Source organism: Rhodococcus sp. BH5, from assembly GCF_027583855.1.
Classification (GTDB): Bacteria; Actinomycetota; Actinomycetes; order Mycobacteriales; family Mycobacteriaceae; genus Rhodococcus_F; species Rhodococcus_F qingshengii.
Genome location: NZ_JAJHVW010000003.1, coordinates 550,983 through 563,294 on the forward strand (window position 1 = coordinate 550,983; position 12,312 = coordinate 563,294).

Annotated in this window: 10 protein-coding genes; 2 read left to right on the forward strand and 8 right to left on the reverse strand. The window is 62.4% G+C overall.

The genetic code is table 11. From position 1 onward, the window contains the following. Nucleotides 1–3 precede the first annotated feature (3 nt). Nucleotides 4–750 carry an amino acid ABC transporter ATP-binding protein gene (locus RhoBH5_RS11595; RefSeq protein ID WP_003946070.1) on the forward strand — a complete coding sequence of 249 codons (747 nt, stop codon included), beginning with the start codon at nt 4–6 and terminating at the stop codon, nt 748–750. On the opposite strand, the gene RhoBH5_RS11600 is transcribed toward RhoBH5_RS11595, so the two are convergent. From RhoBH5_RS11600 to RhoBH5_RS11630, 7 genes are all read right to left on the reverse strand, one after another. Next, nucleotides 736–1,920, reverse strand: coding sequence for an RNA polymerase sigma factor (locus RhoBH5_RS11600; RefSeq protein WP_270008305.1), 1,185 nt, complete (start codon nt 1,918–1,920; stop codon nt 736–738). The two genes, RhoBH5_RS11595 and RhoBH5_RS11600, sit on opposite strands and share 15 nt — an antisense overlap. Before the next feature lie 8 nt (nt 1,921–1,928). Continuing rightward, entirely contained in the window at nt 1,929–2,336 is a 408-nt protein-coding gene (locus RhoBH5_RS11605) for a YciI family protein (protein ID WP_003945999.1), read from the reverse strand. 152 nt (nt 2,337–2,488) lie between these two features. Further along, nucleotides 2,489–3,103 (reverse strand): response regulator transcription factor, encoded by a 615-nt coding sequence (locus RhoBH5_RS11610; protein ID WP_003946002.1) that lies wholly within the window; start codon nt 3,101–3,103, stop codon nt 2,489–2,491. Then, nucleotides 3,100–4,242 carry a sensor histidine kinase gene (locus RhoBH5_RS11615; protein WP_270008298.1) on the reverse strand — a complete coding sequence of 381 codons (1,143 nt, stop codon included), beginning with the start codon at nt 4,240–4,242 and terminating at the stop codon, nt 3,100–3,102. Before RhoBH5_RS11615 ends, RhoBH5_RS11610 begins: the two co-directional genes overlap by 4 nt. Before the next feature lie 21 nt (nt 4,243–4,263). Further along, nucleotides 4,264–5,055 carry an ABC transporter permease gene (locus RhoBH5_RS11620; RefSeq protein WP_118605714.1) on the reverse strand — a complete coding sequence of 264 codons (792 nt, stop codon included), beginning with the start codon at nt 5,053–5,055 and terminating at the stop codon, nt 4,264–4,266. Further along, nucleotides 5,052–5,990 (reverse strand): ABC transporter ATP-binding protein, encoded by a 939-nt coding sequence (locus RhoBH5_RS11625; RefSeq protein ID WP_007735263.1) that lies wholly within the window; start codon nt 5,988–5,990, stop codon nt 5,052–5,054. Before RhoBH5_RS11625 ends, RhoBH5_RS11620 begins: the two co-directional genes overlap by 4 nt. Continuing rightward, nucleotides 5,987–6,223, reverse strand: a complete 237-nt coding sequence (locus RhoBH5_RS11630) for a hypothetical protein (protein ID WP_228401538.1) — start codon at nt 6,221–6,223, stop codon at nt 5,987–5,989. Before RhoBH5_RS11630 ends, RhoBH5_RS11625 begins: the two co-directional genes overlap by 4 nt. Nucleotides 6,224–6,457: 234 nt before the next feature. Between RhoBH5_RS11630 and RhoBH5_RS11635 the strand changes: the two genes are divergently transcribed. Further along, complete coding sequence (locus tag RhoBH5_RS11635) at nt 6,458–8,539, forward strand: PhoX family protein (protein WP_270008299.1); 2,082 nt, start codon at nt 6,458–6,460, stop codon at nt 8,537–8,539. A gap of 78 nt (nt 8,540–8,617) precedes the next feature. Here RhoBH5_RS11635 and RhoBH5_RS11640 read toward each other — a convergent pair. Further along, the coding region (locus RhoBH5_RS11640; RefSeq protein ID WP_270008300.1) for an isopeptide-forming domain-containing fimbrial protein at nt 8,618–12,312 on the reverse strand (3,695 nt) is incomplete at its 5' end.

A 12,312-nucleotide genomic window follows, 5' to 3' on the forward strand; every position in this document is an offset into this window, starting at 1 on the left:
GACATGACCACCAGCTCTGAACTGAAGTCCGTATCGCTCACCGGCAAGGACCTGCATCTGTCCTTCGGCACCAACAAGGTGCTTCGCGGCGTCAACCTGCACGTCGACGCCGGAAACACCGTCACCGTCATCGGGCCCTCCGGTTCGGGCAAGTCGACGCTCCTGCGCGTGCTGAACCGTCTGCACGAGCCCGAGCAAGGTGACGTGCTGCTCGACGGGAAGTCCGTCCTGAAGGACAACCCCGACGAGCTACGCCAGCGAATAGGCATGGTGTTCCAGCACTTCAACCTGTTCCCGCACAAGACCGTCGCGGAGAACATCGCACTCGGGCCGAACAAGCTCAAGGGTTTGTCGAAGGAACAAGCTCGGGCGCTCGCGCTCGAGCAGCTGGATCTGGTGGGGCTCAGGGAGAAGGCCGACTCGCGGCCCGGCAACCTTTCGGGAGGTCAGCAGCAGCGCGTCGCCATTGCCCGCGCCCTGGCGATGAAGCCCGAGGTCATGTTCTTCGACGAGGCGACGTCAGCTCTCGACCCCGAACTGGTCAAGGGTGTTCTGGCATTGATGGCCGATCTCGCGAAGTCCGGCATGACCATGGTCGTCGTGACGCACGAAATGGGTTTCGCGCGTTCCGTTTCCGACAAGGTGCTGTTCATGGATCGCGGTGCCGTTGTCGAAACCGGTACTCCGGAACAGCTTTTCGACGATCCCGAAACAGATCGACTGCAAGCGTTCCTCTCACAGGTTCTCTGACTCAGGGGCGCTTGCAGGAGATCGACGGGCGTTGATCCTGGACGCCTGAAGCATCAGATGGTCGCGTTCGGCGAGGTTGGATGCCTTGTGCGCTGCATCGGCATACAACCTCGCCGCCGACTCGAGGTCTCCGTCGCGTTCACGCAGATAGGCCTCGACTGCGGCATGGCGTGGAAGTGAATCGTCCAGCGCTGCAAGAGCTGCCAATCCGGCGCGTGGTCCGTCTGCCTCGCCGACGGCCACCGCTCGGTTGAGCCGGACGATCGGGCTGTCGGTCAAGGCTGCGAGTTCGTCGTACCACTCCACGATCTGCACCCAGTCGGTCTCGTCTGCTGTGAGAGCGTCGGCATGGAGTGCAGCAATGGCGGCCTGGGCCTGGAACTCACCGAGCCGGTCGCGGGCGAGAGCTGACTGGAGGATTGCGACTCCTTCGGCAATCGAATCGGTGTCCCACCGGCTGCGATCCTGCTCGGCTAGCGGAACCAGACTGCCGTCCGCGGCAGTTCGCGCGGCTCGACGAGCGTGATGGAGCAGCATCAGTGCGAGCAACCCTGCGACTTCGGGGTGATCGATCGCGGCCGCCAACTGCCGGGTGAGCCGGATGGCCTCGGCAGCCAGGTCGACGTCGCCGGAGTACCCCTCGTTGAAGACCAGATAGAGGACACGCAGGACGGTGGCGACATCGCCGGGTTGCTCGAACCGGACGCCGGAGACCGTGCGCTTGGCTCGGCTGATGCGCTGAGCCATAGTCGCCTCGGGCACCAGGTAGGCCTGCGCAATCTGGCGGGTGGTCAGCCCGCCGACAGCGCGCAGCGTGAGTGCGACGGCGGACGACGGCGTCAACGACGGGTGCGCGCACAAAAAGTAGAGCTGGAGTGTGTCGTCCACGCCCGGCACCGACCCGCTGACCGGCCGCTCGCCTGGCTGCTCGTCCGCCAGAAACTCCCGCTTGCGACGAGCCGCATCCGAACGGATCCCGTCGAGGAACCGCCGCCAGGCCACCGTGACCAGCCAGCCCTTCGGGTCCCGCGGCGGGTTGTCCGGCCAGACCCTGACCGCCTCGAGCAGAGCGTCCTGCACGGCGTCCTCGGCCGACGCGAAATCTGCTCCGCGGCGGACGAGGATGCCGAGCACGCTCGGAGTCAGACTCCGAAGTAGGGCGTCGTCCATGACAGGTTTCAGTCCGTGATGGTCGGCGGCTCGGTCAGGAACGGGCGCAGTTCGAGCCATTCGTGAATCGGCTTCCCGCCTGCGCCGGGCGCGGCCGAGAGCTCGCCGGCCAATTGGACGGCACGGTCGTAGTTGTCGACGTCGATCACCATCCAGCCGGCAATGAGGTCCTTGGTTTCCGCGAACGGACCGTCGGTGACCGGCGGGCGACCCTCACCGTCGTACCGGACAAAGGTGCCCTCAGGAGCGAGAGCCTGACCGTCGACGAACTCGCCCGCCTTCTCGAGCCGATCCGCGAAGTCCTGCATGTACTTCACGTGGGCAGTGATCTCGTCCGGCGTCCACTGGTCCATCGGCACGTCGTTGACTGCAGCCGGAGCGCCGCGGTAGTGCTTGAGCAGCAAGTACTTGGCCATCGTGAATCTCCTCTGTGTCGGTGCCACCCATTCTGGTCGCACTTCACTACAGGGACGAAGCAAGTCGGGGATTCTCGACATTGCGGGGCCTTCGGCCCTGTGCGCCTTTTTGGTAGTGCCCGCAACCAGAAAGGCGCACGGGGCCGAAGGCCCTAAATCCACCCCTGCCGGCGGGCGATCACCGCTGCTTCGTGCCGGTTGGCAGCACCGAGTTTGGTGACAGCTGACGACAGATAGTTCCGGGTGGTTCCTGCCGAGAGGTGTGCCCGGGAAGCGATCTGCTCGATGGATGCTCCGTCGGCCGCGTACTCGAGTACGTCCGCTTCGCGCGGAGTAAGCGGTGAGTCGCCGGCGCCGATTGCCTCGGCAGCCAACGACGGGTCGACGTACCTCCCGCCGGCATGGACGCTGCGGACCACCTCGGCGAGCGTCGCCGCAGGCGTCGTCTTCGGCAGAAATCCTCGGACGCCTGCTGACAGTGCCTTCTTCAGATACCCGGGACGCCCGTGGCTCGTCACGATGATCGAGACGCACCCCGAGACCGTCTGCGCAATCTGTTGCGCCGTCTCGATGCCGTCGATACCTGCCATTTGAAGGTCGAGCACGGCTACGTCAGGTTGATGTTTTGCAGCAGCGACCACGGCATCCTCGCCGGATTCGGCTTCCGCGACGACAACGATGTCGTCCTCGAGCGACAACATCATGGCCAGAGCCGAGCGGATCAGGTTCTCGTCGTCGGCCAGCAGTACCTTGATCGGCTCGGTCACCGAGACTCCTTCGTTCGGGACGGAAAGTGGGCGGTGAGGGTGAAGCGATCTTCGTCCTGCACGGTTTCGACAATTCCTCCGACGGCGCCGACGCGCTCGCGCAATCCGTTCAGGCCGGTTCCGTTGTTCGGCTCTGCGATCCGTGCGCCGTCGTTGGCGATCACGACGCCGTCCGCGAACACTTCGATGCTGCAATTCTCGGCACTGGAGTGCCGGAGAATGTTGGTGACGCCTTCACGGACGACCCAGGCGGCAGCTTCGGCCAGTTCCACCGGCAGCTGATCTGCCGATCCACGTATCGCAGTGGAGATTCCGGCGGCCTCGAGCAGAGACTGCGCACCGGCCAGCTCGGACGCCAAGGCGATGGACCGGTATCCCCGAACCAACTCGCGCGCTTCGTCGAGTGAATCTTGCGCAAGTTCGCGTACTTCGTCCATCTGCGCGGCGGCACGATCGTCGCCGCGTCGTGAAAGAGTAGCTGCAAGTTCACTTTTCACCGCAATTGCAGACAGTGCCCGCCCGACGACGTCATGGAGATCGCGTGAAAATCGCAACCGTTCCTCGGCGACGGACAGAGCGGCAGCGGCTCCGCGTGCCTCGTCCAATTCGGTGACCATCCGCAGCAGCCACACCGACATGTAGACGGTCAGCCCCATGAAGGCGGCGACGATTCCGACGGACACGCCGCTTTCCGGACCCGCAAGCAGTCCCAGTACAACCCCGGCGGCCACCGAGCCCACGATCAGCCAGCGCAACGACGTCAACCCCGCAAGGGGCACGACAAGGATTGCCGCCAGCCAGAAGTACGGGCCGTTCTCGCCATTGCTTCCCAAGGCAATTCCCGCCGAGCAGAACGCCGACAACGTCATCACGGCAAGAGGAATCTGGACGGGCTTGGCCACGACTCCGCCCAGATCAGGCATCCGAGACACGGCGATGACGCACGCAACGGCACTGATTCCGAGGAAGACACACGACAGGTACCGATCCGCAACGACCTCGGTGACCGCACCGAAGCCACCGAAAACCACTGCGACCATGATGAACGATTGCCGCGTGTAGAGGCGAACCTTGTCGACGTTCGACGCGGTTCGCCACGTCCGTCTCGGATTCCAGCGTCCGAAGTTCTGCGCGATCATGCCCACTACCTTCTCAGAGTTCTACGAACGCGGTTCCCAGCGGAAGTGGACGTTCGCGATCAGAACCGAACCGACGATCCACGCCAGCATGACCAACAACGGTTGCACAGCCGAACCGAAGGTGTCGACAAATCCCGCTGCCGCACCGGGCGCATCGCCCAGATCAGCCAGTTCGCCAGTGGTCCGCCCCAGCCATCCGAGATTGAGAAGGTCCACTACTGCGGCCAGCGGAGTGAAATCGAGAATGCGAGCAACGTTGTCCGGCACGACATTCCTGATCGAGGACATACCTGCCGTCGCCAGAATCAGAATCGGCATGCAGGTGATCTGCGCCGCCTCTGCATTTCGCGTGACAGCCGAAGTGATCAACGCCAGCGCCGTGAAGAGCGCGGCGCCGCCGATCACCGCGACCAGCACCAGGACCGGATTGACCGGAGCACGACCGCCCAGAACCATCACGGCGATTCCGATCACCACCGTCAACAGGCCGGTGAGAACCCACGACGGCACTGCCGGGCCCGCGAGGATCTCGGCGTCGCTGCATTCCCCTGTCCGTAGTCGCTTGAGAACCAACTCGTCACGACGCGTCGCGTACACCGACAGGAGGTTGTAGAAGACCACGAACACGAGCAGGAAGAGTGCAAACACCTCGAGGCCTGCCGACACCGACTTGTCGGACAACCCGCCATCGCGCGACAGGTACAGCATCCCCACGGGAAAGATCAACGGGAGGACGATTGCGTTGAAGAGCAACAGTCGATTTCGTCCCAGGAGCGTGAACTCCGAACGAGACAGGGTTGCTATGCGGTTCATGCCGACGCTCCTTCGAGAGCTGCGTGATGATCGAATTGGTCTGCAATGGAGAGGAATACGGTCTCCAGGGATGCCGCGCGGGCATCCAGGCCGGTCAGCAGGATGTTGTTGTGCTGTGCCCACAGCAGCAGTTCCGTCAGCGTCTCCTGCACTGTGCGAGTGGTGATCACCACCAGATCGTTTTCGACGCGTACCTCGGCGCCGGCCAGGGCCGGGAGCGGAAGACCGGGACGGTGCAGTTTGATCTGGGCGGGATGATCCGCGACGACGTCCGCCACGGTTCCGCTGCGCACCACCGATCCTCGGTGCATGATCGCCAACTGGTCGCACAGGGACTCGGCTTCGTCCAGGTAGTGCGTCGTCAACATGATGGTGACGCCCGACGCTTTCAAGTCAGCAATCAATTGCCAAGTGTTACGTCGACTTTCGGGATCCAAACCAGTAGTCGGCTCGTCGAGAAACAGGACGAGTGGCCGGCCGATGATCGCGCACGCCAGATCCAGTCGCCGCGCCTCACCTCCCGAGAGGAACTTCACGCGGGTATCACCACGGTCACGCATGTCCACGCGCTCGAGCACCTCGTCCACGGGCAGCGGATTCGAGCAGGTTCCGGCCCACATCGCCAAACTCTCACGAGCAGTCAGGTCTTGGGGCAAGCCACCCTTCTGGAGCATGATGCCAAGCGACGGGCGAATCTGCTTGCGGTTGCGCACCGGATCCATGCCCAGAACGCGCACCGTTCCGGCACTGGATCGTGAAAGACCCTGAATCACTTCGAGAGTGGACGTCTTGCCGGCACCATTGGTTCCGAGGAGGCCGAACAGCTCGCCTTCCTGAACACTCAGATCCAGATTGCGAACAGCATCGAACGCCTCCTTACCGGAGCCGTAACGCCGCGACATTCCGACTACGTCGATCACGGGATCGCCCTTCATCGCTGCGCCTCCGCTCGGTTCCAGCCGCGCAGTCCGATCACGAATCGGATACCCGCATAGACAGCGAGAGCGGCAACAAGAATCCAGAACACGGGATTGGAGCCGATGATCGCGAACAGCACTCCGATGATCGCAATATTCACGACGATCACAACAAGTTCGCGGCCCATCGTGGGTGCGGGTCCGATGTCCATCAGGTCCGTCAGGAGGCTTCCCTCATGTGGTTCTCTCATGCATCCAAGCTTCGCGGGAAGTCAGAGCCGAAAACAGTGCACTGCGTCATCACCTGCGGTGACACCGTCACGGATCAGCGATGACAAATGTCATGCGACGTCCCCGCGGGGACGCGTCGTAAACCGCGGGTAAGGGTCACCTCGTTGTTTTGCCGTTCATTTTTACGTTCCTTTACCCTTGCTTCGAGCTTCTACGGTTCCCGAAGTCCGTACATCGAATCTCGGGAGTTCACGGTGGCTATCAAGCCTTTGGCCTTGTTCGTCAAACACGACGGCGTGTCTGCACGCGCGTCGATCACCTGCCAGTACAAGTGCGGAAACGCGTGCTCTCACGAGGTCCCCAACACCTCGGGCGGCGAGTACTTCCGCGACATCGCACGCACAGCGCTGAGTCGTCGCGGCTTGCTCCGGGGCAGCGGCATGGCAGTGCTCGCGGTGGGAGCGGGCAGCGCCCTCGTCGCCTGTTCGGACGAATCCGCAAGTGCCGAACCGGGAACCGGATCGACGAGCGGCAGCAGCAGCGGATCGACACCAGCGGGGACGAACTTCGGCGCCGTCGCGCCCAACAAGGAAGACAAGGTCACCGTCCCTGACGGATACGATCAAGCCGTCGTGATTCGCTGGGGTGACGCCGTTCTCGCAGGCGCCCCGGCTTTCGACTTCGACAAGCAGACTGCTGCAGCGCAGGAACTGCAGTTCGGATTCAACAACGACTTCGCCGGATTGCTCCCGGTCGACGGGCAGCCCAACACCTACCTACTCGTGGTCAATCACGAATACTCCACCGAGCCGGCGATGTTCCGCGGCTACGATGCGGAGAACCCGACCGAGGAGCAGTTCAAGATCGGCCTCGCCAGCCACGGACTGTCGGTCGTGCAGGTCACGGGCGAATCCGACAACGGCAAGCTCGTACCGGAGATCGGATCGAACAACCGCCGCATCACCGGAACCACGGAATTTGTCGTGACCGGCCCCGCTGCAGGTAGCGACTTCCTCAAGACGAGTGCCGATCCCACGGGAACCAAAGTGCTCGGCACCCTCAACAATTGCGCCGGCGGCGTCACCCCCTGGGGCACAGTGCTTTCCGGCGAAGAGAACTTCAACCAGTACTTCGCGAACGCCGAGGGTGTCACCGATCCCACGGTGGCAGCACGGCTGAAGCGCTACGGTCTTGCCGGTGCCGCTTCCGAGCGCAAGTGGGAACGCTTCGACAAGCGGTTCGATCTGGTCGCAGAACCCAACGAGGTCAACCGATTCGGATACGTCGTCGAGATCGATCCCTGGGATCCGTCGTCGACTCCGATCAAGCACACAGCGCTCGGACGTTTCAAGCACGAAGCCGCCACCATTTACATCACGTCGGACGGCACCGTCGTCGCCTACAGCGGCGACGACGAGCGCTTCGACTACATGTACAAGTTCGTCTCCAGCCGAAAGATGCAGGACGGCAAGAGTCAGGCAGCCATGCGCCACAACATGACTCTGCTCGACGCCGGAACACTGTACGTCGCAAAGCTCAGCGGAAACTCCGCCGGCGAGATCGACGGCAGCGGCAAGCTTCCGTCGGACGGCAAGTTCGACGGAACCGGCGAGTGGGTAGCCATCCTGCGCACCGGCGAAGACGGCAAGGGCGAATCGCTGGTCGACGGCATGAGCGCCGAAGAGGTCGCCGTCTTCACCCGCCAGGCCGGTGACAAGGTCGGGGCAACGAAGATGGATCGCCCCGAGGACTTCGAGGCAAACCCGAAGAGCGGCAAGGTTTACGTCGCACTGACCAACAACACCAAGCGCGGAGTCGACGGTGGCGCCGCGGCCGACGAGGCGAACCCGAGGAACAACAACAAGAACGGCCAGGTCCTCGAAATCACCGACGACCACGCCGGCACCACCTTCGGCTGGAATCTTCTTCTCGTCTGCGGAGATCCGGCCACAGCCGATACTTACTTCGGCGGGTTCGACAAGAGCAAGGTCAGCCCCATCTCATGCCCGGACAACCTTGCCTTCGACCCGCACGGCAATCTGTGGATCTCCACCGACGGCAACGCACTCAAGTCCAACGACGGGCTGTTCAGCGTTGTCCTCGAAGGCGAAAACCGCGGTGAGACAAAGCAGTTCCTCACCGTTCCCGTCGGCGCCGAAACCTGCGGCCCCATCGTGGACGAGAAGCGCGTCATCGTCTGCGTCCAGCACCCCGGCGAGACCGACGACGCCAGCATCGAAAGCCCCGCATCCCATTGGCCCGACGGTGGTTCCGCCCAGCCTCGCCCGTCGGTAGTTGCAGCCTGGAAGAAGGACGGATCTCGGCTCGGCTCGTAACACACATGAAAACGACGTGGGGCAGATCGCATACTCTGCGATCTGCCCCACGTCGTTTACCTCAGATTCTCAAGAGAATCAGTTGTCACCGTCCTCGCGACGCTTACGCGTCAGGAGAACAACACCCGTTCCCAGCGCCAGCAGCAGAACCAATCCACCTGCTGCGAGCAACCCGGTGTTCACGCCACTCTCACCAGCGCCACCACCCGAGTTGATCGTCCCGCCCTGAGGAGCAGACGGCTTCGGCTGACCCGGCTGACCCGGGTTTGCTGTCGGCGGCTTCGGCTGTCCCGGAACCGTGCTCGGAACCGGCTGACCCGGAACCGTCGGCGGTACGACGATCGGAGGCACAACGACGATCGGGGGAATGATGATCGTCGGTGTAACCGGCACCGTCGTGTTCGGAACCGTCGTGGTCGGCGGAACTGTCGTGACCGGCGGCGTTGTCGTCGGCGGCGTCGTTGTCGTCACGCCACACGGATCCACAATCTCCTCCGCGACAACTTCTTCTGTCGTGGTCTCCTCTGTGGTGGATTCCTCCGTACCGGTCACATCAGCGTCACCGGCAGTGGTCGCGCTAGCCGTCGTCGTCGCAACCGTTGTCGTCGGAACCATCCGCGTGGTCGTCGTCGGAGGAACACAGGGTTCCGTCGTGACCGGCGGCGTCGTGGTGGTCGTCGGCGGCACCGTAGTGGTGGTCTCCGGCGGGTCTATCGGGTGTTCGGTGCAGAGAGCGTCGCCCGGGACACAGTCCACTGGCGGGTTCTCGCCACCAACCACCAGGTAGTTGTTCAGGACACCCGGAGTGAATCCGGGACCTGACAACGTTCCGATCTCAGGATTGACCTTGACGGTGTACGTCACGGTCGCGCTCTCACCCTTGGCCAGCTTGCCGGTGACCGTGAAGACGTTGTCGACGACACCCGAAACAACCAGCGTGGAAGTGGTAGCCGGATCCTTCGTCATTACTGCATCGTCGAGAACATCGGTCAGATCGTCGTAGAAACTGATCTCACCATCCGCGGTGCCCACATTCTTGAACGTGAGCGTGTACGTGATCTCCTGGCCGCCAACCACACGGTTCGTGGTGGACGGAACAGAGGACTTCAGTACCTCGATCGCGGGTGTGCCATCCACCGGATGCTCGGTCGTCACCGGCGGAGGAGTGATCTCCGGACCCGTCGGCGGCTTCGCAGTACCGGTGACCTTGTTGTTGATCAGAACCCCGCCGGCAACACCATCGTTGATCTTCACCTGGTAGGTCAGGACAACCGACTTACCGGCTTCCAATGCACCGGTCCAGGTGAGCGTGGTGCCCGACAGGGTCGGAGCAGCACCGTCGACACCGTCAACAGTCGCCTTCAGCGAACCGTCCACCAACGTCGCGTTGTCGAGAACCTTCGACAGATCATCGGTCAACACCACCGGATCAAGAGTCGTGTTACCCGTATTCGCACCCGTCACCGTATACGTGATCGTCTGACCCGCAGCAACATTGGTACCCGACACCGGATCCGCAGCCTTCGCGACCGTGAACCCCGGAACCTTCACCGGGTGTTCGGTCGTCACCGGCGGAGGAGTGATCTCCGGACCCGTCGGCGGCTTCGCAGTACCCGTGACCTTGTTGTTGATCAACGTGCCACCGGCGACACCGTCGTTGATCTTCACCTGGTAGGTCAGGACAACCGACTTACCGGCTTCCAATGCACCGGTCCAGGTGAGCGTGGTGCCCGACAGGGTCGGAGCAGCACCGTCGACACCGTCGACAGTCGCCTTGAGCGAACCGTCCACCAACGTCGCGTTGTCGAGAACCTTCGACAGATCATCGGTCAACACCACCGGATCAAGAGTCGTGTTACCCGTGTTCGCACCCGTCACCGTGTACGTGATCGTCTGACCAGCAGCGACATTGGTACCCGACACCGGATCAGCAGCCTTCGCAACCGTGAACCCCGGAACCTTCACCGGATGCGTCGTGCACAGCTGCGTCGCCGGATCACACACCTCCGGAGGATCAACCGGCGGAGTCGTCCCCGGAACAACGAAGTTGAGCACCATGTTGTCGGCATTCGCCGCAACGCGATCGGCATCAGCCTTGACCGTGACGGTGTACGTCACCGTCTTGCTCTCACCGGCCGCAAGGGATCCCGTCACCGAGAAACCATCCGTGCCGACCATCGCAGCAGTCAACGGAGCATCAGCACTCAAGCTGCCCGCAACCAGATCAGCATCATCGAGCAGACCACGCAGATCATCGAAGTGCGCGACCTCACCCGCACCGTTACCGGTGTTCGTGAACGTGAGCGTGTACTTGATGTCCTGACCGGCAACAACATTCGAACCCGACACCGGATCAGAAGACTTCACCACAGCAATCTTCGGAGACAGAACCGGATGCTCGGTCGTCACGGGCGGAGGAGTGATCTCCGGACCCGTCGGCGGCTTCGCAGTACCGGTGACCTTGTTGTTGATCAGAACCCCGCCGGCGACACCGTCGTTGATCTTCACCTGGTAGGTCAGAGCAACCGACTTACCGGCCTCGAGTGCACCCGTCCAACTCAACGTCGTACCCGACAGGGTCGGAGCAGTCCCGTCGACACCGTCGACCGTTGCCTTGAGCGAACCGTCCACCAACGTCGCGTTGTCGAGAACCTTCGACAGATCATCGGTCAACACCACCGGATCAAGGGTCGTGTTACCCGTGTTGGAACCGGTCACCGTATACGTGATCGTCTGACCAGCAGCAACATTGGTACCCGACACCGGATCAGCAGCCTTCGCAACCGTGAACCCCGGAACCTTCACCGGGTGTTCGGTCGTCACCGGCGGAGGAGTGATCTCCGGACCCGTCGGCGGCTTCGCAGTACCGGTGACCTTGTTGTTGATCAGAACCCCGCCGGCAACACCGGCATTGATCTTCACCTGGTAGGTCAGAACAACCGACTTACCGGCCTCGAGCACGCCGGTCCACGAGAGCGTCGTACCCGACAGGGTCGGAGCAGTCCCGTCGACACCGTCGACCGTTGCTTTCAGCGAACCGTCCACCAACACCGCGTTGTCGAGAACCTTCGACAGATCATCGGTCAACACCACCGGATCAAGAGTCGTGTTACCCGTGTTGGAACCGGTCACCGTATACGTGATCGTCTGACCAGCAGCAACATTGGTACCCGACGCAGGATCGGCAGCCTTCGCGACCGTGAACCCCGGAACCTTCACCGGATGCGTCGTGCACAGCTGCGTCACCGGATCACACACCTCCGGAGGATCAACCGGCGGAGTCGTACCCGGAACAACGAAGTTGTTCACGAACACCCCACCGACCACATCGGCATTGACCTTCACCGAATACGTCACCGTCTTGCTCTCACCGGCCGCCAAGGTTCCCGTCACCGAGAAACCATCCGTGCCGACCATCGTCGCAACCAACGGAGCATCAGCAGCCAAACCACTCAATGCACCCTTGTCCACAACCTGACGCAAATCATCGAAGTACGCGACCTCACCCGCACCGTTACCGGTGTTCGAGAACGAAAGCGTGTACTTGATGTCCTGACCGGCAACAACATTCGAACCCGACACCGGATCAGAAGACTTCACCACAGCAATCTTCGGAGACACCACCGGATGCGTCGTGCACAGCTGCGTCGCCGGATCACACACCTCCGGAGGATCAACCGGCGGAGTCGTACCCGGAACAACGAAGTTGTTCACGAACACCCCACCGACCACATCGGCATTGACCTTCACCGAATACGTCACCGTCTTGCTCT

Bases quoted from the DNA above. Each gene is read 5' to 3' on its own strand.
- RhoBH5_RS11630 (WP_228401538.1), bottom strand. From the start codon at position 6,223: ATGAGAGAACCACATGAGGGAAGCCTCCTGACGGACCTGATGGACATC.
- RhoBH5_RS11595 (WP_003946070.1), top strand. From the start codon at position 4: ATGACCACCAGCTCTGAACTGAAGTCCGTATCGCTCACCGGCAAGGAC.
- RhoBH5_RS11615 (WP_270008298.1), bottom strand. From the start codon at position 4,242: ATGATCGCGCAGAACTTCGGACGCTGGAATCCGAGACGGACGTGGCGA.
- RhoBH5_RS11600 (WP_270008305.1), bottom strand. From the start codon at position 1,920: ATGGACGACGCCCTACTTCGGAGTCTGACTCCGAGCGTGCTCGGCATC.
- RhoBH5_RS11605 (WP_003945999.1), bottom strand. From the start codon at position 2,336: ATGGCCAAGTACTTGCTGCTCAAGCACTACCGCGGCGCTCCGGCTGCA.
- RhoBH5_RS11620 (WP_118605714.1), bottom strand. From the start codon at position 5,055: ATGAACCGCATAGCAACCCTGTCTCGTTCGGAGTTCACGCTCCTGGGA.
- RhoBH5_RS11625 (WP_007735263.1), bottom strand. From the start codon at position 5,990: ATGAAGGGCGATCCCGTGATCGACGTAGTCGGAATGTCGCGGCGTTAC.